27 protein-coding genes and 1 pseudogene are annotated in these 23,701 nt (G+C 35.2%); 8 read left to right on the forward strand and 20 right to left on the reverse strand.

Features of this window, described 5'->3' with window-relative positions:
• Positions 1-31: 31 nt before the first annotated feature.
• Together M1D66_RS22820 and M1D66_RS22825 are read right to left on the reverse strand one after the other, a co-directional pair.
• A complete protein-coding gene (locus M1D66_RS22820; protein ID WP_086385365.1) occupies positions 32-580 on the reverse strand; it encodes an NAD(P)H-dependent oxidoreductase in 549 nt (182 codons plus the stop codon).
• A gap of 19 nt (positions 581-599) precedes the next feature.
• Positions 600-1,139 carry an ester cyclase gene (locus M1D66_RS22825; RefSeq protein ID WP_242554851.1) on the reverse strand — a complete coding sequence of 180 codons (540 nt, stop codon included), beginning with the start codon at positions 1,137-1,139 and terminating at the stop codon, positions 600-602.
• A 169-nt stretch (positions 1,140-1,308) separates the two neighbouring features.
• Here M1D66_RS22825 and M1D66_RS22830 point away from each other — a divergent pair, with 169 nt between their 5' ends.
• Positions 1,309-1,647, forward strand: coding sequence for a winged helix-turn-helix transcriptional regulator (locus tag M1D66_RS22830; protein ID WP_001059468.1), 339 nt, complete (start codon positions 1,309-1,311; stop codon positions 1,645-1,647).
• Positions 1,648-1,686: 39 nt separating this feature from the next.
• Positions 1,687-1,797: pseudogene (locus M1D66_RS22835) on the forward strand (DUF6262 family protein); the annotation flags it as partial.
• Between the two features lie 418 nt (positions 1,798-2,215).
• Here M1D66_RS22835 and M1D66_RS22840 read toward each other — a convergent pair.
• The 3 genes from M1D66_RS22840 to M1D66_RS22850 all read right to left on the reverse strand — a co-directional run bounded on the left by M1D66_RS22840 (position 2,216) and on the right by M1D66_RS22850 (position 5,411).
• Positions 2,216-3,238, reverse strand: a complete 1,023-nt coding sequence (locus M1D66_RS22840) for a 2,3-butanediol dehydrogenase (protein ID WP_242554852.1) — start codon at positions 3,236-3,238, stop codon at positions 2,216-2,218.
• Positions 3,239-3,442: 204 nt separating this feature from the next.
• Entirely contained in the window at positions 3,443-3,997 is a 555-nt protein-coding gene (locus M1D66_RS22845) for a TetR/AcrR family transcriptional regulator (RefSeq protein ID WP_000064560.1), read from the reverse strand.
• Between the two features lie 187 nt (positions 3,998-4,184).
• Positions 4,185-5,411, reverse strand: a complete 1,227-nt coding sequence (locus M1D66_RS22850; protein ID WP_086385361.1) for a cytochrome P450 — start codon at positions 5,409-5,411, stop codon at positions 4,185-4,187.
• Positions 5,412-5,569: 158 nt separating this feature from the next.
• On the opposite strand from M1D66_RS22850, the gene M1D66_RS22855 reads away from it, so the two are divergent.
• On the forward strand, positions 5,570-6,154 hold the full coding sequence (locus M1D66_RS22855) for a TetR/AcrR family transcriptional regulator (RefSeq protein WP_086385360.1): 585 nt from the start codon (positions 5,570-5,572) through the stop codon (positions 6,152-6,154).
• A 485-nt stretch (positions 6,155-6,639) separates the two neighbouring features.
• Positions 6,640-7,581, forward strand: coding sequence for an alpha/beta hydrolase (locus M1D66_RS22860; protein ID WP_086385359.1), 942 nt, complete (start codon positions 6,640-6,642; stop codon positions 7,579-7,581).
• Between the two features lie 250 nt (positions 7,582-7,831).
• On the opposite strand, the gene M1D66_RS22865 is transcribed toward M1D66_RS22860, so the two are convergent.
• Together M1D66_RS22865 and M1D66_RS22870 are read right to left on the reverse strand one after the other, a co-directional pair.
• Entirely contained in the window at positions 7,832-9,274 is a 1,443-nt protein-coding gene (locus M1D66_RS22865; RefSeq protein WP_086385358.1) for a DHA2 family efflux MFS transporter permease subunit, read from the reverse strand.
• A 52-nt stretch (positions 9,275-9,326) separates the two neighbouring features.
• Complete coding sequence (locus M1D66_RS22870; RefSeq protein WP_242554853.1) at positions 9,327-10,436, reverse strand: FAD-dependent oxidoreductase; 1,110 nt, start codon at positions 10,434-10,436, stop codon at positions 9,327-9,329.
• Positions 10,437-10,595: 159 nt separating this feature from the next.
• Here M1D66_RS22870 and yetL point away from each other — a divergent pair, with 159 nt between their 5' ends.
• Together yetL and M1D66_RS22880 are read left to right on the forward strand one after the other, a co-directional pair.
• Positions 10,596-11,099 (forward strand): transcriptional regulator YetL, encoded by a 504-nt coding sequence (gene yetL / locus M1D66_RS22875; protein WP_000420689.1) that lies wholly within the window; start codon positions 10,596-10,598, stop codon positions 11,097-11,099.
• A 150-nt stretch (positions 11,100-11,249) separates the two neighbouring features.
• Positions 11,250-11,588, forward strand: coding sequence for a winged helix-turn-helix transcriptional regulator (locus M1D66_RS22880; protein ID WP_242554854.1), 339 nt, complete (start codon positions 11,250-11,252; stop codon positions 11,586-11,588).
• Positions 11,589-11,621: 33 nt separating this feature from the next.
• On the opposite strand, the gene M1D66_RS22885 is transcribed toward M1D66_RS22880, so the two are convergent.
• From M1D66_RS22885 to M1D66_RS22905, 5 genes are all read right to left on the reverse strand, one after another.
• The gene (locus M1D66_RS22885) at positions 11,622-12,824 is read right to left on the reverse strand and encodes an MFS transporter (RefSeq protein WP_000742952.1); all 1,203 of its coding nucleotides are present in this window, start codon (positions 12,822-12,824) and stop codon (positions 11,622-11,624) included.
• Positions 12,825-13,036: 212 nt separating this feature from the next.
• A complete protein-coding gene (locus M1D66_RS22890; RefSeq protein ID WP_002023345.1) occupies positions 13,037-13,615 on the reverse strand; it encodes a TetR/AcrR family transcriptional regulator in 579 nt (192 codons plus the stop codon).
• Between the two features lie 151 nt (positions 13,616-13,766).
• Positions 13,767-14,081, reverse strand: coding sequence for a DMT family transporter (locus tag M1D66_RS22895; protein ID WP_000539671.1), 315 nt, complete (start codon positions 14,079-14,081; stop codon positions 13,767-13,769).
• A gap of 2 nt (positions 14,082-14,083) precedes the next feature.
• Positions 14,084-14,428: a DMT family transporter gene (locus tag M1D66_RS22900; RefSeq protein ID WP_000790626.1), complete on the reverse strand. Its 345-nt coding sequence runs from the start codon at positions 14,426-14,428 to the stop codon at positions 14,084-14,086.
• A gap of 414 nt (positions 14,429-14,842) precedes the next feature.
• A complete protein-coding gene (locus tag M1D66_RS22905) occupies positions 14,843-15,202 on the reverse strand; it encodes a MerR family transcriptional regulator (protein WP_000288066.1) in 360 nt (119 codons plus the stop codon).
• Positions 15,203-15,339: 137 nt separating this feature from the next.
• Here M1D66_RS22905 and M1D66_RS22910 point away from each other — a divergent pair, with 137 nt between their 5' ends.
• Positions 15,340-16,110, forward strand: a complete 771-nt coding sequence (locus M1D66_RS22910) for an SDR family NAD(P)-dependent oxidoreductase (RefSeq protein WP_000878077.1) — start codon at positions 15,340-15,342, stop codon at positions 16,108-16,110.
• A gap of 66 nt (positions 16,111-16,176) precedes the next feature.
• On the opposite strand, the gene M1D66_RS22915 is transcribed toward M1D66_RS22910, so the two are convergent.
• Both M1D66_RS22915 and M1D66_RS22920 read right to left on the reverse strand, forming a co-directional pair.
• Positions 16,177-16,632, reverse strand: a complete 456-nt coding sequence (locus M1D66_RS22915) for an N-acetyltransferase (protein ID WP_000686669.1) — start codon at positions 16,630-16,632, stop codon at positions 16,177-16,179.
• Positions 16,633-16,761: 129 nt separating this feature from the next.
• On the reverse strand, positions 16,762-17,256 hold the full coding sequence (locus M1D66_RS22920) for an Lrp/AsnC family transcriptional regulator (RefSeq protein WP_000446096.1): 495 nt from the start codon (positions 17,254-17,256) through the stop codon (positions 16,762-16,764).
• Positions 17,257-17,461: 205 nt separating this feature from the next.
• On the opposite strand from M1D66_RS22920, the gene M1D66_RS22925 reads away from it, so the two are divergent.
• Positions 17,462-18,373 (forward strand): DMT family transporter, encoded by a 912-nt coding sequence (locus M1D66_RS22925; RefSeq protein ID WP_001146244.1) that lies wholly within the window; start codon positions 17,462-17,464, stop codon positions 18,371-18,373.
• 34 nt (positions 18,374-18,407) lie between these two features.
• Here M1D66_RS22925 and M1D66_RS22930 read toward each other — a convergent pair whose 3' ends face one another.
• From M1D66_RS22930 to murQ, 6 genes are all read right to left on the reverse strand, one after another.
• The gene (locus tag M1D66_RS22930) at positions 18,408-18,893 is read right to left on the reverse strand and encodes a PRK06770 family protein (protein ID WP_086385354.1); all 486 of its coding nucleotides are present in this window, start codon (positions 18,891-18,893) and stop codon (positions 18,408-18,410) included.
• Positions 18,893-19,294 carry a nuclear transport factor 2 family protein gene (locus M1D66_RS22935; protein ID WP_242554855.1) on the reverse strand — a complete coding sequence of 134 codons (402 nt, stop codon included), beginning with the start codon at positions 19,292-19,294 and terminating at the stop codon, positions 18,893-18,895. Before M1D66_RS22935 ends, M1D66_RS22930 begins: the two co-directional genes overlap by 1 nt.
• Positions 19,295-19,448: 154 nt before the next feature.
• On the reverse strand, positions 19,449-19,853 hold the full coding sequence (locus M1D66_RS22940; RefSeq protein WP_001077751.1) for a DoxX family protein: 405 nt from the start codon (positions 19,851-19,853) through the stop codon (positions 19,449-19,451).
• Between the two features lie 153 nt (positions 19,854-20,006).
• The gene (locus M1D66_RS22945; RefSeq protein ID WP_016125519.1) at positions 20,007-21,080 is read right to left on the reverse strand and encodes a DUF871 domain-containing protein; all 1,074 of its coding nucleotides are present in this window, start codon (positions 21,078-21,080) and stop codon (positions 20,007-20,009) included.
• Between the two features lie 48 nt (positions 21,081-21,128).
• The gene (locus M1D66_RS22950) at positions 21,129-22,493 is read right to left on the reverse strand and encodes a PTS transporter subunit EIIC (RefSeq protein ID WP_000711293.1); all 1,365 of its coding nucleotides are present in this window, start codon (positions 22,491-22,493) and stop codon (positions 21,129-21,131) included.
• 24 nt (positions 22,494-22,517) lie between these two features.
• Positions 22,518-23,402, reverse strand: coding sequence for an N-acetylmuramic acid 6-phosphate etherase (murQ, locus tag M1D66_RS22955; protein ID WP_000892348.1), 885 nt, complete (start codon positions 23,400-23,402; stop codon positions 22,518-22,520).
• Positions 23,403-23,701: the final 299 nt, after the last annotated feature.

Genomic DNA, 23,701 nt, shown 5'->3' on the forward strand with positions numbered 1-23,701 from the left:
ACATCCTTAGCAGTACCTTCTTCACATACTATTATTTAATTACTCCATCTAAGTGATCTTTCAAGTTCAATAAATACTTCTCTATATTCGGATTCTTCACCACATCATAACAAGCAAAACTCTTTAACGGACTCATACCGAGAAACTTTTGCACGCGGTGTAAATGACTAAGCGCTGATTCTAAACTTTCTCCTTCAAAGAACTTCGTCTTATCTCCAAATGCTTTTTCAGGTGCATTCCAAGTTGTAGAGAACATATACTCTTTCTCTTTTAATAAACCACCTGTTCCATATTCATCTGCACCTTTAAAGAACAAACCGTATTCATATACTTCATCCATATACGTTTTAAATAAGCCTGGTACACTAAACCAGTAAATTGGCGTTTGATAAATCACAACATCGGCCCATAAAAACTTATCTTGTTCTTCTTTAATATTGTAACCATCTTGAATCGTCGTTTTTTTCACATGATGATTCTCGCCTAATACAGTAACCATATAATCTACTAACGTTTTATTTAATCGTCCTTCCTTTGTACCGTATTTTTCATGTCCATTTATAATAAATATATTTTTCATCGTTTTTCTCTCCCCTACTCTATTCCTCGCTTATTAACCCAAGTTGCTGTTTCAACGTAAGATTATCTTCTAAATGCCAATCTTCCGTTATTTTTCCGTCTTTCACATGTAAAATATCAATTGCAAAAAAATTGATTTTCTTACCATTATGCGTTCCTGTAAAAGAAAGACGGGCTGTTACTTTATCACCAATAACTAATAAGTCTTCAATCTCGCAATGTATATCAGGCACAACTTTACGAAAATTTTGCGCTGCAAACTTTAATCCTTCAATGCCTTGTGGTCGCCCTTTCGGCAATGTATTATCGAAGAAATCTTTAATAACAGTCTGCGGAATAAGTTCCTCCTTACCTGTATCCCAAAATGCATAAAAACGCTGCGCCGCATGAACCATTTCTGTCGCTTCTTTTTTACTTAGTGAGGGATCAATTGTCATTGCTTTTGGCTTTGGCATTTCTTTTAATAACTGAACTTCAGTTTTTTGTTCTACACCACATGCTACAAGCACAATACAAATAACAAACAAACTAAGAAATCCAAGTAACTTTTTTATCCCCATGGAAATCACCACCTCCTTATATAAATCCTTTTTGTTTCGTATTGCTATTGTATATGCACTAACTTCCTTTATGGAAGTAGTGATATTTTTTTCATATAGTTACCAAAAGTATAGTTTTGTGATACTATAAAGCAAATTCATCAAAAAAAATTTTATGGAGGCTAGTTCCATGAACAATATAGATCCAGTTGAATTAACGAAAGGTTTACCTGGCATACCTTGTCCTATCGCTAAAACGCTTGATGTAATTCGTACAAAATGGACATTTTTAATCATTCGTGATCTTCTTATCGAAGGAACATTACGCTTTAGTGATTTACAAAAATCAATGGATGGGATTAGTCCAAAAACATTATCGCTTCGACTAAAGGAATTAGAATCTCAAGGCATTATAACGAGAAAAGTATATCCAGAAGTTCCGCCTCGTGTAGAGTACACATTAACGGATAAAGGAAAGCAATTAGAGGGGATTTTTATTGAATTAAAACGGTTTGGATTAAGTTTATAAAGCAAAAAATCCTTACCATCGTTAAACAGGCTATAATTAGAAGTAATTATAGCCTCATTGAAACGTATGATTAAGAAGTTAGAAAAAGAGAAGAAACAATTACGTGAGCAATTGAAGATTGCTTATGCAGATATATACAAAAAAATTTAGAATATGGGGAAACCTTGTCCGCCTTTATTCTGTTACTAAGTAAAGTATAAACTTATATTTTATTAGTTTATCTTCACGCTATTAGACCTCTCCATATGTGTGCATCAACTTAAGAATTTTATAATACCCCCACAAGAAAAAAATCTATATTTTTTCTTGTGGGGGTATACACGCAAAGCAACTACATCTTTGGTTTGTTATTTATCGGTTCGTTGCACAAAGCCTATATTTCTAGCAGGATTTCGTAAAACATTAGAGGATAAAAGGCTTGAATTTCTTGAGTAAATAGTTAAGAGTTCTCTATATTTTTAATTATTTCTTTTCCACTCTCTTTTAAAAGACATTTCAATTACATTCTAATATTCTCGACTACTTTTACAAATTTTTAATCTTCTCAAGTTATTTATCTAAAATATGTTTAATGTGCGCCACTTAATTTAACTAAAATTTTTGCTTGCGCTTTGTCATGAATTAACGCTTCAAAACCTTGTTCAGCGATATTATCTATACCAACTTTACTTGTAATAATGGATTGCGCAGGTAATCTTCCATTAGCAAGTAATTGAATGACCTCATTATAAGTTTCATTACTGTATCCCACAGATCCCATTAATTTTACGCCACTAAAAAGTAAGGAAGCAGGAGCATTAAATTGGATATCTTGCGTGTGGAAACTGATAACCATCATTGTGCCACGAACTTTAGTCGATTGAATGGCTTGATTAAATGTTGACTCAACACCTGCAGCTTCAATTGTCACATCTGCTCCATCTGGGAATAATTTACGAATTTCTTCTACAGGGTTTACTTCTTTAGCATTAAAAGTATGCGTCGCACCTACTTCGGTTGCTTTGCCAAGTCGACTATCCAATAAATCAACAACAATAATATTAGAAGCACCTGCAGCTTTTGCACCTAAAACAGCAAATAGCCCAATAGGACCTGCGCCATAGACAACAACAGTATCTCCTTCTTCTACATTTGAATCCTTAATTGATTGGAATGATACAGCTGCTGGTTCTACCATTGCTGCTACTTCTAGTGGTAAAGTATCTGGAATTTTAAAAATCGTTTTTTGTGGAAGTATCACGTATTCAGCAAATCCTCCATCAATTTGTGCACCAACCGCATCTAAAGTGATAAAACGTTCAGTTTCAGCATTTGAAGGATTTTTAAGCATCATTGGATAGATGCACACTCTGTCCCCTTCTTTAAATTTTGTTACATGAGACCCAACTTCTACAATTTCACCAGAAAATTCATGTCCGAGTACCGTATTCTTATTCATTGGTACTGAATCCGGATGCAAGTATGCATGCAAATCAGAACCACAAATACCAGCCCATGCCACTTTAACTTTTACATCATTGGGTTGTAACTCTTTTGTTTCTCTTTCCTCGATACGAATATCTTTTTCACCATACCACACTGCGGCTTTCATAAAAAATCCTCCCTCAAATAATTGGAATATTATATATAATTTTTATTTAATATTAGATCGTAATTCGTTTTTTAGCATAACAGCAATATTTTTTGCTCTTTAACCTTACTCATTCCTCCTTTGCTATGTTCAATAATCTATCATAGGTTTTTGAGGAAAACGATGAGCAAAAAATAATATACGTCTCGAATTGAGACATTTGTTTTAATTTGGTTCATTTATCAATAAATTCTTAGAAATCTGAATTAATTCTTCTTTTGTATAGGAATATTCATTGCTTAACCATTTTTTTATAATCTCAAAAAAACCACTACAGTAGAAATCACATAGTACCATTGGATAATCTGAGTTTTGGATTTTTTTCGAAAGCGGATCATTATATTCCATTGAGTTTTCATATAAATTTTCTGCACCAAATCGAATCAATTTTTCGTATAACTCAAGGCTATTATTTTTACTAGTAATATTAAAAAACAATGCACGATTAACATCTATGTATTCAATTATTTCCTCAAACAATGTATGTTCTAAATCCAATCCTTCTTTTGTTTGTTCAAAAAGATTGATTGCGATGGAATTTGAAACATCGCTAAATAATTCATATTTATCCTCATAATGACGGTAAAATGTGCTTCTATGAATCATTGCTTTTTCACAAATATGATTAATTGTGATGGATGAAAATGTTTTTTCTTTTAATAAATCCATAAACGCATCTTTTATTATGGTTTGTGTGCGTAAACGTGTGAAATTACTCAATTTTAGTATCCTCCTATATTGAATCTAAGTACTGCATGAATTTGTAATTGTTTTCCTAGTCCTTATCTCCTTTTAGTATGCCTAAATTAGTGATAATCTGGCATTCCCCCCGAATATAATCCTTTTATGAAACTGAGATGGATCATATAAATTTGGCTCTGGCGTGAATATACCAGAGCCAAAATGTTTAATTTAGTTCACTTTTTACAGGGAAAGAATGTAATCCATATATAGAACTACTATTTGAGATAGGAGTGGGAAGGTTCTGGTCAATAAATGAAAATGATTTATATCTTTTTATTAATTCCGTTAATACAATTTTAGCTTCTAATCTAGCTAGAGGAGCACCTAAGCAAAAATGGATGCCATGTCCAAATGTAAGATGAGGATTACGTCTACGATATATGTTAAAACTATCGGCATCTTTGAATTGATGCGGGTCACGGTTAGCTGATCCAACCCAAGCTGAAATGATTTGATCTACTTGTAAAGTTTGCCCTTTTAATTGAATCTCTTTTTTTACTCTGCGTACAATTCTTTGAACTGGTGAACGATACCGTAATACTTCTTCAATTGCTTTCGGAACAAGAGATATATCCTGTTGTAATTGATCATAAACATTTGGATGTTCTATGAAGCAATATAAAGCGTTTCCAAGTAAATTGGTTGTTGTTTCATTTCCCGCTACTAAAAGTAGTTTACAAAACGGTACTATTTCTTTTCCTGAAATGTTTTTGTCCGCTTCACTTTGAACTAATAAAGAAATAATGTTATTTGAATCTTTTTTGGATTTCCCTCGATTGGATTGTATGATTTCTTCAAAAAACTCTCCTAATTCATTTTCTGCTTGTAAACGTGTATTAAAAAATCCTTCCAAATAATCCGAATCATCATGACTCGGTGAACTTACGATAATATCAGACCATCTCTTAAACCTTTCCATATCCTTAGCAGAAACACCTAACATTTCAGCAATTACTATAACTGGTAACGGATAAAATAACTCTCTAACAATATCAAAAGTTTCACGATTAGATAATTGATTGAGTATATCGTTTGTAATTTGTTGAATTCTAGGTTCCCATTCCCTTAATGCTTTAGGAGTGAAAGACCGATTTACAATAGACCGAATTTGCGTATGCTTTGGCGGATCCATCCCAAGAATACTTTGTGGAAATGGAGACTTTTTCTTCTCAGGCATAATACTAGAAAAGTACTCTTTATCCTCTAAGACAGTTTTTACATCTTCGTACAAAAAAACATTCCACATGTCTGCCTGATGATTAAAACAAATAGGCTCCTTTTCTCGCATCTCTTTATACCATGCAAATGGTTTATACGGATCTTCTAAAGCCTTTTTTCCCATCAACTTATTTGTAGGAATCATAACAACTGATTGATAAGGTGTTTTCATATATAACAATCTCCTCTCAACAAAAATTTCATTACACCGAATAATATTCACCGAATGTTATTCGGTGTAATGAGGATTATACAACAAGAACCAAAATATTCAAACTACTTTTTCAGTTTTAAAATATCCGTTAATATATAAATAAGGGGGAATAGACATTGCATAAAAAAACTCTGACAAATAGAAAACAACAAGCTCTACTAACACAGAACAATATATTTCATGTGTTTTTAAATTTAATGAGAGAAAAGAAATTTGAAAATATAACAATTGAAGATATTTGTAAAAAAGCAAATGTATCAGTAGGAACTTTTTATCATTATTTCACTTCCAAAGAGGATATTTATAAAAAATTATTTCAACAAATTGAAGAAAACCTACATATTGAATTAGAAAATATCGATCAACATACAACAATGCAAACAACTATTTTAACTTTCTTCCAATGCATAGCTGAATATACAACTAAATTAGAGTTACATATAAATCTTCTTAACGATTTCAACAAAAGGTCATTTATATATGAGCCTTCACTCATTTACGAAGCTCTAAATGGCTTTGTTTACAAAGGACAACTTGAAAAAGAATTAACAAACGATATGAGTGTAGAAGAAATAACAACGTATCTTTTTACAATTGCTAGAGGACTTATATTAGATTGGTGTCTTTTAGATGGAAAATACTCACTAGAACAGAGAATGAATACTTATATGAATTTAGCATTGAAATCTTTAAAGCCTTAAATTTTAATCAAGCCCTACGCTTTGTTGCTTCATTTTGTACATTTCATTCAGTTTTATTTTTTCTAGGTGTTAAAGCAGCTGGAATAAAAGAAAAAGCATGCCCTTCTTTATACTGCGAGAAGGGCATGCTTTTTCTTTTTTTACAATACAACTTATAAATCCCACATCAATCCATTTCAAGATAGTTAATTTCCCTTTTCCTATCCCCTCGGAAAAGGAGAATAACAGTCAAAATACATATGAAAAATCAAGAAAATGAATATTTCATACAGGCTAGTTTTAGCACTGTGTATACTTTATATCGTTAAAAATCCATTAAAAAATGAACCACTTTGAGATATATGTCGCATTTTGAAACACATAAACATTTTTGATTATCGTTTTCCTCTAATGCCTATGATAAATTGCTATACATAGCTAGCTTACAATTATATTTCTAAAAATAATATTTCACCTTTCATAAAAAATAAAAAGGAGTTTTTAAAATGAAGAACCGAGTAAACCCAGCATTATTACCAGGCTTAGAAATGTATCCAGATCAAGATTTACGCCCAGAGTGTTTGCCAGTAATGAGAGAAGAAGCATCAAAAGTCTTCCCTCCTACCATTGTTGATGAAACTCTTTCTGTAACAAATGGAGTCATTGAGGGACCTGATGCAAATCCATTACGATTAAAAATTTATCGTCCAAAATCAACTAATGAATCCTTACCTGCTCTGTTGTGGATACATGGTGGCGGATATATATTGGGATCTATAAATGATAATGATGATCTTGCTGTAAAAATTGCAAAAGAGGCTAACTGTATGGTCGTTTCTGTAGATTACCGTTTAGCTCCTGAACATCCTTATCCAGCTCCAATTGAAGATTGTTATGCAGCATTAAAATGGATTGCTGATAACGCGGAGACATTGAACATTGATTCGAATCGAATTGGTGTTGCAGGAGTGAGCGCTGGTGGCGGACTAACAGCTGCATTAACATTATTAGCCCGTGATCGCCAATATCCTTCTATTTGTTTCCAAATGCCGCTTTATCCAATGATTGATGATCGTAATAACACACCTTCTGCCAATGAAATTAAAGAAGGATTTGTTTGGAATCAAAAATCAAATGAAGCTGGCTGGAAAATGTATTTAGGAGAATTACATGGAACGGATCATATTCCCGCTTATGCAGCCGCTGCTCGAGCAGAAGATTATCGTAATTTACCACGTACCTACACATGCGTTGGTCAATTGGACCCATTCCGTAGTGAAACATTAACCTATGTAACCAAACTTGCAGAAGCTGGTGTTGATGTCGAGTTCCATTTATATCCTGGAGCTTATCATGGGTTCGAAATGATGCATCCGGATACTGATATATCTATTCACGCTTGGAATGATTATGTGCGAGCAGTTAAAACTGGTTTCGCAAGAAAGTAACTAAGGTAGCGACAAAAAATTTCATAATAAAGGAGAATTCTTAATGAAGAATAGAGTTCATCCAGAATTAAGAGAAATGTTTTCTGTATTACCAGAAGTAGATTAAAGAACCCACCATAAGAAATCTCTCTTTTCCCTCTTTTTATCAGTGTTGACACATAAAAAGAAGCTCAGACACAAAAACAGACTGTGGAGAAGACTTTCTCCATAGCCTGAAAAAAGTACTGGCAATGCCAGTACTTTTTTATTATTATGCTCGCTGTTCAACATTGACTCTTTTAATAAAGAACGAGATTATTAATCCAACAATTACTACAATGATAGCAAAGATAAAGGTATTTTGAACACCGTTTGTAAAGGCCAGAACTTGGTTTAATGGATTTTCTTTATCAGATACTGTCTGAAGGAAGCTTCTTGAACCTGAGGAAAGAATTGAAATTCCAACAGCTGTTCCAATAGCACCAGCAACTTGTTGTAAGGTGTTCATAATCGCTGTTCCATGAGGGTATAGTTCAGGTGGCAGCTGATTTAATCCGTTTGTTTGAGCTGGCATCATAATCATTGAAATTCCAACCATAAGTGCAATGTGTAGTGCAACAATAAATCCTGTAGATGTTTCCAATGTTAAGGTTGAGAAACCATACAGTGCACATGCTACAATGACAAGTCCAGGAATAACTAACCATTTAGGACCAAAACGGTCAAATAATCCCCCCATAACAGGCGAAAGAATTCCGTTAATAATTCCTCCCGGTAGAAGCATAAGACCCGCTGCAAACGTTGATAACGCTAATGATGTTTGTAAGTATAATGGTAAAATCATCATCGTACAAAGCAGCACCATCATGCATACTAAAATTAAGAGAAGTCCAATAACGAACATTGGATATTTAAAAGCCTTAAGGTCTAACATTGGCTCATCCATCTTCATTTGACGAAGGGAAAATGCAATTAATCCAACGACTCCAATAACAAGAGAAAGAATAACGTGTAAGCTTCCCCAGCCTCCACTTTCTCCAGCGCTACTGAAACCAAATACGATACCGCCAAAACCAATTGTTGAAAGAATGATTGAGAAAATATCGATTCTTGGCTTTGTTAGTTTTGTTACGTTTTGCATGAAGAATATACCAAATACTAATGCGATAATCAATAATGGGAGTGAAATCCAAAAAATCCAGTGCCACGTTAACGTTTTTAGAATCAACCCTGAGACGGTTGGTCCAACAGCTGGAGCGAACATAATGACAAGCCCGATAATTCCCATAGCTCTTCCACGCTTATGTGGTGGAATAATAACAAGAATGGTGTTAAACATAAGTGGTAGAAGTAAAGCTGTTCCTACTGCTTGTACAATACGGGCAATCATTAGTACGCTAAATGTTGGTGCAATAGCTCCGATTAATGTTCCGATAATGGAGAATACAAGAGATGCGATAAAAAGCTGTCTTGTTGTAAACCATTGAAGAATTAAACCTGAAATTGGCACAAGAATTCCTAATGTTAATAAGTAGCCGGTTGTCAGCCACTGTGCTGTTGTCTCTAGAATACCAAAACCTGTAATTAAATCTTTTAACGCCATATTTAAGGCTGTTTCACTAAACAAGCCGATAAATCCAGCAATAAGAAATGACGTAATAATCGGCAGAGCTCTGATATTAGAGTTTTCTGCTGTTGTTTGTTGATTCCCCATATTAAATTGTCTTCCTCTCTCTTACCTAATTCTCTTATTTGAATTTTCGATTTTAATAATCTTCCCTTAACACCTCGTGGCACTCCCAAATCAGCTCTTCTATTCCCGTCTGGCCTTTCAGCCTACGGCGGAGGATTTCTGAGGATAGATTCTGGACTTTGAGTGCTCTTGGTGCTCTTCTTTCGAAGTATGCCTGAAATGCCGCTTCAATGTCATTATTGTTTTTGAGCTCTTCGGCGAGAACGATTGCATCCTCAATAGCCATGGCTCCTCCTTGCGCAAGAGTCGGAGCTCCGACGTGGGCGGCGTCCCCTCCAATGACGACGCGGCCTTTGTACCATGGCTCTTGCACTGCGACTTGCTCCAATTTGTTAAAAATAACAGGGTAATCTTTTGACATATGCTTTGTAATAAAATCAAGTCCCGGAAAGCCTAAGAGAATCTCTTTGACTCTATTAAACCGTGTATCTTCCTCATCCCAGTAATCGCTGGCGCAAGGCTGGAGCACAAAGACATAGCCGGCGCGTTCGGCTAATGGTACGACGCCGATTTGCGTTTCTCCGCTTATATACATCAATGACGAATCCTCGAATTTGTAATCAGGAAGCTCGAAATAAAATCGCCACGCCCCCATACCGAGATGCTCTTTTTCTATTTCCTTTTGCAACATCATATTCCTTACAGTTGAATGAATGCCGTCAAAACCTACTAAAATATCAGCCTTTATCTTTTCTCCGTCGTCAAATATGGCAGAGACCGATTCAGCCGTTTCTTCATAAGCAACAACCTTTTTCCCCCACTTGATGTCTACACCCGCTGCATCAGCATGCTTGATGAGAATATCACTTAATGTTTTTCGCGGGATATTATTGCGCCCTGGAAGTGTTTCGTCTAAAAAGGATTCACTGACTTGAAACTGCAGATTCCCCTGTGCATCAAATGTTTTAAGCCATTTTGTTTGAAAGCCATGTTCACAACACTCTTCGAATACGTCCAATTCTTTCAAGACAGCCAGTGCGTTTTGCGGCATGAGAATCCCCGCACCGGTTTTGCGATTTTCTAAAGCCGCTTCGCACAAGGTAACAGAAAATCCTACTTTACTAAGGGAAATAGACGCTGACAATCCGCCAATTCCCCCACCAGCTATCAAAATATGTTTCATATAAATAACCCCTTTTAGTTCTTTAAATATAGTTAGGCGCCTAACTATATTACTTTACTATATCCTCAGAAAAATTGTCAATCATCTTTAAGTCAGGTTGTATTATGATATTAACTCCTTTATAATCGTGTCATAACGAACGAACGGGAGCTTATTTTAATGGAATTAAAACATTTACCTAAATATAAGTATTTAACAGAACACACCGAGACGTATTCCAATATAGATGCTAGTTCTCTTGAATTGTTTTTATCTCTATTTGATATATCAAAAAAAATGAATCATGTGATGGAGCGTTACTTTGCAGGCAGAGGGCTGTCTGAAGGAAAATTCAAAATCCTGATGCTACTCTTCGACGCAAAAGACCACTCGTTAAGTCCGACAGAACTTGCAAAGCAATCAAACGTTACGAAAGCAACGATTACAGGTTTGCTGGACGGGCTGGTGAGGGACGGTTTTGTCAGCCGCACGCATCAAAATAAGGATAAACGAAAAATCAGCATTGAACTGACAAAAGAGGGAAAAGAACAACTGAAACAATTTCTACCCGGTCATTTCAGTAAAATCTCTGCGGTAATGGAAAACTACAGCGATGAGGAAAAAGAAATGTTTATCAATATCCTGGGAGATCTATTTGAAAAACTGAGCGTGTTTAAAGACTAAAACGCATTTTTTGGTCCCACCACATCGTTATTCAGCTAAAATTTTATAGTACCCCCAGAACGAAATTTTGTACTAACTTGTAATAAAATATTCATTTTTCGTTTTGAGGGTATTTGCATTTCTTAGGTTGATGGCGGTGAGGCTAGTTCCATGAACGATATAAATCCGGTTGAATTAACGAAAGGTTTACCTGACATACCTTGTCCCATCGCTAAAACGCTTGATGTAATTCGTACAAAATGGACGTTTTTAATCATTCGCGACCTTCTTATCGAAGGAACCTTACGCTTTAGTGATTTACAAAAATCAATGGACGGGATTAGCCCGAAAACATTATCGCTTCGACTAAAAGAATTAGAGTCTCAAGGCATTATAACGAGAAAAGTATATCCAGAAGTTCCGCCTCGTGTAGAGTACACATTAACGGATAAAGGAAAGCAATTAGAGAGGATTTTTATTGAATTACAACGATTTGGATTAAGTTTATAAAACAAAAACCCCTTACCGTTGTAAGGGGTTTGATTACTTCGCAAAACTTTCAGCTAACTGTTTCTCTCTCCACATAAATGTAATAGCGAGACCAACTATTAAGACAACTCCTGAAAATGCATATGGATAATGAATATTCATATCAAATAATATTCCGCCCATCGCTGGTCCTGCTATATTTCCTAAACTCGTATAAGTCGAGTTCATACCAGCAACGAATCCTTGCTCTTTTCCAGCTGCTTTTGATAAAAACGTCGTTAAAGCTGGGCGAAGCAAATCAAATGCAAGGAAAATAAAGCAAGTAACGAGAAGTACAATCCAATAATTAAAGACTACAGTTGAAACGAACGCTAATACTGCACCTACAATTAAACAGATTTGAATTAACACTTTTTCACCGAACATATCAACCAATTTACCAAACATAAATACTTGCACAACTACCCCAAAGATTGAACTGATTGTAATAATTGCTGCAATATCTTTCGGCGAGAAACCAAATTTATGATCTGAGAATAAGCTAAACACAGTTTCATACGCCGATAATCCGAATGCGAGTACAAATACGATAATAAATGCAATTGCATACATTGGATGTAATGATTTCTTTAAATCACCAATAAAACTTGATTCTTTCGTATTAGAAGAAATCTCTGCAAGTTCTTCTTTCGTTAACGGTTCTTTTAAAATAAAGATTGAAATCACACATGCTATAAAAGCAATTGCTGCTGCAACGAAAAACGGCACACGTATACCGTATTCTGCAATAAATCCGCCGATTCCAGGCCCTATAATGAATCCAGTACTAATAGCCGCAGATAAGTATCCCATCGCCTTTGGACGTTCCTGAATAGATGTAATATCCGCAACATATGCCGTAACACCAGGCATAATAAAAGCAGCACTAATTCCGCCTAATACCCTTGCTACATAAAGCATCCATACATCTTTTCCTAATCCAAAAAGAAGCTCTGAAACACCAAAAATAAATAATCCAATGATTATCATTTTCTTTCTACCGTAAAGATCAACCCACCGGCCTGTAATAGGTGAAGTAATGAGCTGTGCCATTGCAAACACTGCAACGAGATATCCCATCGTCTTCCCTGTTAAATGCATATCATTCATAAAGGACGGCATAACCGGAATGATTAATCCAATCCCTAAAAAAGCGATAAATATATTACTCAAAAGAATGACCAATACCATCTTTTGTTCTTTTATCGGTTTCTTCACTTTCTAACACCTCTTCCCGTAAGTTCCTCTCAAAAAATAATGCCCAAGAAGCTTTTTCTTTATCCTGCTCTTTGCGGGCTAGTAATGAGTGAGGATGCCTCCACTCATTAGAATTTCACTCTATCCTTCCACACATACATAAGCATTAGGTGAATGACTATCATTCAGTTTTCCTCAAAAATGAACCTACCTTTTCAGACAGGTTCATCTTACTACTTCTTTATATGTAGTGCATGTGTTAAAAAATCTAGTACTTCTGCCTTTTGCAAATCCACTTGCTCATCATCTTTATGATCATATAAATAAACTTGTTCCGCTGCTGATTCAACTAGAGCGATAAATAACTTCGCTGTTCGCTCTGCGTGAACCGAATCACGAATTTCACCAGCTTCTTTCGCCTCACTTAAAAATTCGCTTAACCACATATAAAGAGGCTCATACACAGCTTCCCACTCTTTTATATGTTCTGTAGATGCAAGACCTGCATACATTAAAGCTTGTATTTCACGGTATTCCTCTATAAATTGAAACACCGCATCGATTACTTGTGCCACTTTATTTGAAAAAGGTACATCTTTTTGTACTTTCTCTTTCACTGCAAGTATCATCTTTTCAACCATCACTTCTGCTATTGCAGGCATAACAGATAGCTTAGAAGGAAAATATAAATAGAAAGTTCCTTGCGCAATGCCAGCTAATTTCACGATATCAGAAATCTTCGTTTTTTCGACGCCCTTTTCCTGAAACACTTCAATAGCTGCATAGACAATTTTCTCTTTTTTATTCATCATCTAAACCCTTTCACACGCATATTGAATGACTGTCACTCATTTTATAAGATAATTGATTGTACTGTCAATGATAGTGAACTCTAAGAGGACGTCATTTTTTTATAATAAAATCTCCTAATAAACAATTAGGAGATAAAAATACAATATATCTTTAAGAAAGTGCCTTTAATCCTGTCACTCCACATACAATAAGAAACACACTAATAATACGCGCTTTACTTTTCGACTCACCAAACAAGAACATGTTTAACAAAACTGCACCTGCTGTTCCAATACCGATCCAAACCGCATACGCGACACTGACTTGTAAAAATAAGAAAGATGTATACAAGAATGCGAAGGATGTAGCAAACCCACCTATATAAATTGCACCATTGGCTAATGTTTTATCTTTACTATACATTTTAAGTCCTATCACACCGACTATTTCACTAATTGCAGCACAAAATACGAAAAACCAACCCATCTTTAAGCAGCTCCTTCCACAGTTTCTTCTTTATTATCAGCAAGCTTTAAACCGATAACGCCAGCTACAACCATCACGATAAAAAATAACTTCCCTACACTGAAACTTCCGCCGAAAAGAAATACATCCATCAAGAAAGTACCTACCGTACCAGCTCCGGCGAAAACAGCATATACAGTCCCTGTTGCAAGATGTTCACACGCTTTAGAAAGGAAGTGAAAATCAACAGCGATAACTCCTAAAATAATAATCCAATGCCACCAAGTATTAGCCGTATTAAAACCAAACACCCAAAAAATTTCAAAGATACATGTTAATATGACATATAACCAAGCTTTATTTTTCATACCTCTCACCTCTTATGACTGACTATCAGTCATTTTTGTTTTAAAAAAATATACTCTTTCATCAATACTATATAAAAACAACTATCATCCTCATTTACCATTTTATTTGTTCCATTTCTAAGCTAACTGCATCCTGTCACATAAAAATGACTGAATGTCATTCATATATATATTGTACATGAACATTTTAAAAACTGTCAATGGCGAAAGTTTATTTAAAATTTCTTTCATCTGATTTGTATATTTCTCAATAATCTGTCAATACTGCTAGTAACATAATATTTTCTCCACTCCCCCTTGGAGAGATCCCTTGAATAGAGCAGTTAGCTTTTGCTAGCTGCTCTTCTTTATTTACCAACACACTATGAGATCAAATCCATGTTTATCCTATAACTAAGGAGCGAATTTTGTTTTCTATTTATTTTCCAATGAGCTTTTGTAAGCACGAATTTTATTCTCGAGCATCTTCTCTGTAACTTCTAAGTTTTCTCTTTGAATCTGAATAGATTTCCTATGATCTTCTAGGAGCTGTAAACGAGCTTCTGTTGTATGCTCCCCTTCTGTATATAATCTAGCGTATTCTCTTATTTTCGCTATTGGCATTTGCGTTTGTTTTAATTTCATTACAAACTGCAACCACTTTATATGTGACTCTTCGTAAAGTCGATTTCCATTTGTATCTCGATTTGCAATTAATATATTTTCCTTTTCATAATAACGTAGTGTATGTGTGCTCACGCCTAATAATTTTGCTACCTCGCTAATTGTGTACATACTAAAACTCCCTCCACATGCTTACCCTCATATATTTTATGACCGTATCAAATTTATAAAAAACATTTGACTTAGAGTATACTCTAACAAATACAATCTAACCATAATAAATTCATTTGAACTTAGGGGGATTTTATATGAAATACACTGTTATTACTGGCGCAAGTTCCGGAATTGGTTATGAAGCAGCTTTAGCATTTGCATCTCGCGGAAAAAATTTAGTACTTGTAGCTCGAAGACAAGAAGAATTAAACGAATTAAAATTGAAAATTAACGAAATGCATCCAGAATTGGATGTTGTCATTCGAAGAACTGATTTATCTGTTACTGAAGATGTTTATAAACTTTATGAAAGCCTACAATCTTTTCAAATTGAAACGTGGATTAACAACGCAGGTTTTGGTAATTTCGCCTCAATTGCTGAACAAAATTTAAATAAAATCGAGACGATGTTGCATGTCAATATAGAAGCACTAACAATACTCTCTTCTCTTTTCGTTCGAGATTATTCAAAGGTTGACGGAACACAGCTTATTAACGTTTCATCGGGCGGCGGATACACGATTGTTGCTGATGCTGTTACGTATTGCGCTACGAAATTCTATGTAAGTGCATTTACAGAAGGGCTGTCTCACGAACTGAAAGAACAAGGCGCAAAACTGCAAGCAAAAGTTTTAGCTCCTGCTGCAACTGAAACAGAATTTGCGAAGCGTTCATTTGATATTGATGAATTCCAATACGATAATGTTGTACCAAAATTCCACACTGCAAAACAAATGGCACAATTTATGCTCGATCTTTATGATAGCGATAAAGTTGTAGGGCTTGTCGATGGTTCTACTTATAACTATGAACTTAAAAACCCCATTTTTAAGTTTGCAGTAAGAAAAACGAATTCAAGTTCTTAATTTCCCCTAAAACATAGATGCCCACTATTACGTAAATAATAGTGGGACTTTTTCTGTCTGAAAAATTCACCCAACATACCGAATCATCGCCACCTCATCACAATAATCAACCTTTGGACAATGCCTACAATCAATCCATACTTTCTCTGGCAATGCATCTCTATTCACAAAATCAAACCCGCACTTTTGAAAAAATTCCGTTTCATATGTTAAAGAAATAACTCTACTCACTTTTATTTTCGCAGCTTCATTCATGACATGATTCACTAACATACGTCCAATCCCTTTTCCTGCATATGTATGCGAAACGACTAACGACCGGACTTCTGCTAGGTCCTCCCCTAATACATGTAAACCAGCAACTCCAACAATTCTCTCGTCTTCTTTCATAACATATAAACATTGCAAATATTGATAAAGAGACAAAAGAGAACGTGGTAAAACAACTCCCTCTTTTGCATAAACCTCAATAAGACTATAAATTTCTTTCACATCACTCGTCACCGCATTACAGATTTTCATATTACATCCCCTTGCCCCTCAATATTAATATTTATAACTTAAAATGAATTTTAATTCATAATTTTATATAATAATACATCTCTCTTTTCTCCTCGTCAATCACTTTATGCAAACAAAAAACCAAGCAATCTAATTGATGCTCGGTTCCTCATCTCGTATCGGCAATACTGTTGAATATTTAATTTCACGAAGTGCTAAACTTGTCTGTATCCTTGTAATACCAAGCTTATTCAGCTTTCTAATAAACTGCTCTAGTTCTTTACGATCACGATTTGCAACCTTTAATAAATAATCGTACTCCCCTGTTAAACAGTGACATTCTAACACTTCCGGCATCGATTCTAATTCTTTCTCCAACACTTCCAACTTGTCAAATTGATGAATATTCGTACTCATAAAAATAAAGCATAATAAATCAAACCCAAGCTTTTCTTGATTTAAAATCGCAACTTGCTTATCGATGAAACCTTCCCCATCTAACCTTTTTATTCTTGCATGCATCGCAGCTGGTGATAAATTAACGCGACGTGCCAACTCTGCATTACTTACTTGTGACTCCTTCTGCAATATATCTAAAATTTGTACATCCAAATCATCCAACACTTTAATAACAGACGACTCCATTACAATTCCCCCTTTTTTCTTACCGATGATTATTCGAAAAAACACCTTATAATTTATCCGAAACTGAATATCATTCTGTAAATATCATTCACAGATAAATATTTTATCGAGTTTTCACCATTATACAAAAGAATATATTATACAATAAAGAAAAATGCTAAAATTATTTACAATTCGTATTGATTATAAAAAAGGGGATTTTAGCATGCCTTATTTTTACGTCTTTTTACTATTACTAACGAGCTTATTATGGGGAGGAAATTTTGTCGTTGGAAAATCACTCGTCGATCATGCATCGCCGATGACACTGACAAATTTAAGATGGATGATTGCGATTGTTTGTTTATTACCGATGGTATGGTTTAAAGAAAAGAAAATCCTTCCACCACGTACCGCAATACTTCCTTTAATATTGATGGGAATTTCAGGGGTCGCTCTTTTTAACATCTTTCAATTTTTAGCATTAGAAAAAACATCCGCTACGAATGTAGGTCTTATCTCTACATTGAATGCAATTTCAATCGCATTATTTTCAGTATTATTTCTAAAAGAAAAAGTAAATACACTTCAAATCCTATCCATGATTCTTTCATTCTTCGGGGTTATCCTCGTCCTATTAAAAGGTAATTTCTCGCTTTTATTTTCACTACATTTTAATAGCGGCGATTTATGGATGATTGCAGCAGTTTGTATTTGGGGAATCTATTCTGTTTGTAGTAAATGGGCAACAAAAACAACTACACCACTTATGGCAACGTTGTACTCTGGTATTTTCGGCGTTATTTTATTACTACCGTTTAACATAGGTAGCTTCACTGTTTCAAATATAAATACTTCTTTCATCACATCACTTTTATATACTGGGCTTATTTCGACAGTTCTTTGTATGGTATTTTGGAATATTGGTGTACAAAAATTAGGCGCAACTACATCAGGTATTTTTCTAAACTTCAATCCAATTTTCACAGCCATTTTGGCATTCATATTCCTCGGAGAAGAATTAACGTGGATACAAATTTTAGGGACAATTGTCGTTGTAACAGGATGTTATTTATTTTCTCATTTTAAAACTGTTGCCGTTCAGCCTGTTAGACCTTTAATGCGAAAACATTCTTAATGAAAAAACATCGTCATCTGGGTTGGCGATGTTTTTATTTTCTCTTCATTTCTTTTATATACTGCTTTTCCTCTTCTGGCGATAAACGTTCCGTCGCCTTGCCAGTATCTCCACCTTGAAGGCTCCATAAAAAGTTATGCTCCTCAACAGTTTGAGAAAAATCTCCTTTTTCCCATCTATTTATAATAGAAAATAACTTCATTTTATATTGAAAACCTGTACTATTTTCAATATCTCTTTTTACATTAGAAATTTCCTTTTTTGTCATCTCTACAAATCCCCATTTTTCAGAGGATTTTACCTTTTGATGCACCATTTTATGCATAGTAGAAATAATTTCACCTTCACTAAATTGCGGGGCTTCTTCTGCAGCTTTTTTCTCTTTTTCGTTTGCCGCTCGCTCGGTTTGAATATTTTCATTTTCTTTTTCCACATATGCAAGCAATTTCTTTCCGCCAACTATAGACGAGAAAATTACTATAATTGTAATGCATATACCTACGATCCATTTAAAAAGCATTATCTCTTCATCGCTTCCCTAACAATATGACTATCTACATATTGCTTAAACTTCACGATTTTTCCGTTCTCAAGTTGCCATACATGAACAAATTCTGCTTCAAATGATTTTCCTGTTTCTTTATAAACTCCAGAATACATACCTTCAGCAACAATTACATCTTTTCCGTTTACTTCATGATATGTATTTACACTTGCTTTATAAGCATCCCATTCTGATCCTAAACGGCTAAATACATTTTTCATTATAGCTTCCACGCCTTTATATGTTCCGCCGTACGGGAAACCTTCTGCCTCTGTCCATTCCACTTTTTCAGAGAGGGCTTCTGCTAAATGCTTTGCATTCGAAGAAGCTGATCCTTCATACGTGCTTTGAATAATTTCTAAATTTGATTTAGGCATATTACTTCCTCCCGTTTATTTATTTTTACACAAGACGTAACCAATCTAGTTACATCTTGTGTAAAAAAATATTTAAATTGTTTCATTCGTAATTCATTAGTTGTAATCATTATAGTTACAATGATTATTCAAGTCAACAATTTATAAATAAAATTTACTTCGTTTTCATTACTTTCTCTTTTAAGAAACGATCTACATATCCTTCTGCTTTTACTACGAATAAATACGCACCCATTGATAATAATGCAAGATCTAATTCATATCCTGGATTCTTTCCATCTCCTAATAAACCTGCTGCTCCATTTACCTTTACGATAGCTCCAGCTAAAATAAGAGCGAATAACAATCCTACATATCGTACACCTAAACCGATAATTAATAATATACCACCAACTAATTCAACTGTTGCTACGCCGTATGCAAGACCACCTGGTAAACCGATGCTTGTAAACCATCCTGCTACGTTATCGATACCTGATTGAAACTTTGCTAAACCGTGTGCAAAGAACGTAACTCCTAACACGATACGAATAATTAAATTCCCAATATATTGATTCATTTTGAACTCTCCTTTTTTGTTTTGTTATGGTGAACTTTTATTTACAAGTCAAAACAATACGGTATTTTATTTCATTCGTCAAATACTTTTTTAAAGAAAACAAAAAACATTATCCGTTTTACAGATAATGTTTTCTTACAAAATAGCGCTAATTCAAGCTTTTATTCTATCGCATAGAAAAAGTTGAAACATTTTTCCAGCGCCAATATAAGGCAGTAAAGAAACGTCCTCTTCCACAACTATTCCAACAACATTCACTTTCTCATCTACAGGTAAATCATGTGTAGCAACTTGCATCTCCCCTGCATATCTACCGTACAATTCATTATCAATTGTAATGCTGCCTTTCTTTCTTACAATTGTATGCATCGGCTGTAAAACCACTCTATTTCCTTCCCTTGATTCTACAGATCGAATAACATCACGAGCCGGATCTAGTCTATTTGTATGCACTTGCTCCACCACTTTTAATACTTCTTTATCAGTTATAAATGATTTGTAACGCAATGGAATAATCCCTCTACTCGCACTAGCTACTTCTTGCATACTTTCCAAACTTGCGCTTATATCTCCAATCAATACTTTATCAACACCACAATCTTGAACAAGTTCTAAGTACGCTTCAAGCGGGCGCATATTGCGATGTTTTTCTAACGTTGGTAACCCTTCATATAACGGACCACGTTTTTCCGCATCTCCTGGAATAAATGCCATCGTTTTTATTCCGCACTTCTGTAAATATTGATTTTGTTTTTGTAAGAAGGACTTTGCTAGTCCCGTCTCTGGACGTGGATAAAAATTATGCCACGCTTCTACATTCTCTACTCTTATATGTTCTGCAAGTAATTCTTTCCAAAATGGCTTTGTAATCGTACTCGCATTTAAAGCTACTTTCATCTTATGAGATACGCTTGCAATTTCTTTTGGCGCAATGCCGTAATCCATTCTTAAACCGGTAATGCCCCAGTCCAATAGTTCTTCCACATTTTCATATGTTAGCCCTAAATGATGTAACGATTTTGGAGAAACATCAACCATTAACTCCATTTCATGTGCAAGAGCTTGTTTCCCTAATATTTGAATTAACTCTTTATACGTATTTGGATCATCTTCTGGAATGTGCAGTGATGTAAAAATAGATGTAAACCCATTTTCCTTCGCTACTTTTAGCCACTCTTCTTGTTTCTCTACTCGTTCTTTTGAAAGATAAATGGAAACTCCGATCATATAAATCTCCCTTTCTATTAATAGAAAAAGAGAAAGGAATCCCTTTCTCTATATGTTTTCTGCCATTTCTTCTTTAAATCCGAAGAAGTACGTAAAGATAAATCCAAAAGCATATGCAATTACTAAACCTAAGAAATATAGTAAATATTTATTGTCAGCAATTAATGGAATTAAAGATAGCCCTGATACGCCAATTCCAAGAGAAGCTGTTTGCATAACTGCTTGGAATGCACCACCGACAGCCGCTCCTAAACAAGCAGTAATAAACGGTTTCCCAAGTGGTAATGTCACCCCGTATAATAACGGCTCACCAATTCCTAAAAAGCCAACTGGCAATCCACCTTTAATTACGTTACGAAGTCGTTTGTTTTTTGTTTTCACATAAATCGCAATTGCTGCGCCCACTTGGCCAGCACCAGCCATTGCGAGTACTGGTAATAAAGGTGTTACGTGTGTTTGATTAATAAATTCCATATGAATTGGTGTTAAACCGTGATGCAATCCGACCATAACGAGAGGTAAAAATGTTCCCGCAAGTACTGCGCCAGCAAATGCTCCGCCAATATTTAAAATAGCATTAATTCCGCTCGTAATACCATCTGATAAGAAACCTGCTAATGGCTGAATGGCTAACATCGTTACGATACTTACAACTAATACAGTAATGAGTGGCGTCACGATTATATCAACTGCATTCGGCACTGCTTTTCGAACTTGTCTTTCCACTACAACCATAAGCCATGCTGCAAAAATAACTGCAAACAATCCGCCTCTTCCAGGCACTAATGCTTCACCAAACAATTTTACGTTTGCCATCGCTGGATTGAAAATTAAAATACCAGCAATTGCCCCAAGAACCGGTGTCCCGCCGAACTCTTTCGCTGTATTCCAGCCGACTAAAATTCCTAGGAATGTAAAGATACCGCCGCCAATGAGTAGTAACATTTGTAACCACGTTGCATTTGGATCAGCACCAGCGTTTTTCGCAAAGTTAGCAACCCCGTTTATAATTCCTGACGCAACAAGACCTGGAATTAATGGGATGAAAATACTTCCTATTTTTCGTAAAAAGTTTTTCACCGGTGTATTATTTTTCTTCTTAATCTCTGATTTCATCTCTTGCCCAATATCTTCAAGGTGATGATCTGCTACCTCACCAATTCGTAGTCCTGTCAAACCTTCCATTTCAGCTGCCACTTTATTTACTGTTCCCGGACCAACGACAACTTGAAGCGTCTCATCTTCTATAACACCCATAACGCCTTCAACTTTTTTCAAAAGGTCCATGTTTACTTTACTTTCATCATGAAGCGTTAATCGCAGTCTCGTCATACAATGAGCAATACTACGAATATTTTTTATTCCTCCAAGTTGCTCCGAAATTTCCTTGGCCATTCTCTCTTCTTTCTTCATAATAGAATCCCCCTCCCTATTATTTTATAGTGCTTTCTTCACAAACCCTTTAGCGTATTTTAATTTCTCCAGTGCTTCCCCATATTCGCACTGCAACAACACCATAACAATTGCAGCTTTTACGTTACGTTCTGCCTTTTCATAATACTCTGTCGCTACTTCATAACTAGCGCCTGTTGCTTCCACAATAATTCGTTTTGACCGTTCTACTAACTTTTCATTTGTGGATTGAACATCTACCATTAAGTTTTTATATACTTTTCCTACACCAATCATCGAAGCTGTTGAAATCATATTCAGCACTAATTTTTGTGCTGTACCAGCTTTTAAACGCGTTGATCCTGTTAATATTTCTGCACCTGTCTCTACTTCCACATTTAACTTTGCATATTTACTTATTTCAGCATTTTTATTACAAGAAATACTCGCTGTACTCGCTCCTACGCTCTGTGCGTATTTCAAGCCGCCGATTACGTAAGGAGTTCTGCCACTTGCAGCAATTCCAATCACTGTATCTTTCTCATTTAATCCAATACTTTTTAAATCTTCTTCCGCTAACTCTTCGCGATCTTCGGCACCTTCCACCGCTTTAGTAAACGCTTTCAATCCACCTGCTATAAACCCTTGCACCATTTTATCATCCGTGCCAAATGTCGGCGGACATTCCACTGCATCTAGAATACCTAAACGACCACTCGTACCAGCACCAATGTAAATTAAGCGTCCCTCTTCTTCAAAAGATTTAATAACAGTCTGTACAACCTTTTCAATTTGTTCTATCTCTTTTTCAACTGCTAACGCAACAGTTCGATCTTCTTCATTCATACTTTGCAACACTTCTTTTATACTCATTTCATCCAGATTCATTGTTTTCTCATTACGATGTTCTGTCGATAAATTTTCTAACATATTGCCACCCTCTTTGAAATTATATTTCACACTTTTATTATAACTTTAAGAAACTAAAAATCAATAACTCTTTCTTATTTTATGAAATAAAATTTCACGACATGACATATTTTTGTCAAAGATAATAAAGTGAAACTTTAATCAGTGGGGGTTTTGTTCATCCCCACTGATTATTAGCCCGCACCACTCGGGCTTTTACGGGCAGTTAATCCCCCACCTAACTTTCTTTGCTTCCGCTGAATTTTGAAGTGGGGGGCTTACTGCCCGTTAACGGGATAAAAAAAAGATGAGTCTCCTCA

It is taken from the genome of Bacillus sp. PK6-16 (assembly GCF_056530295.1).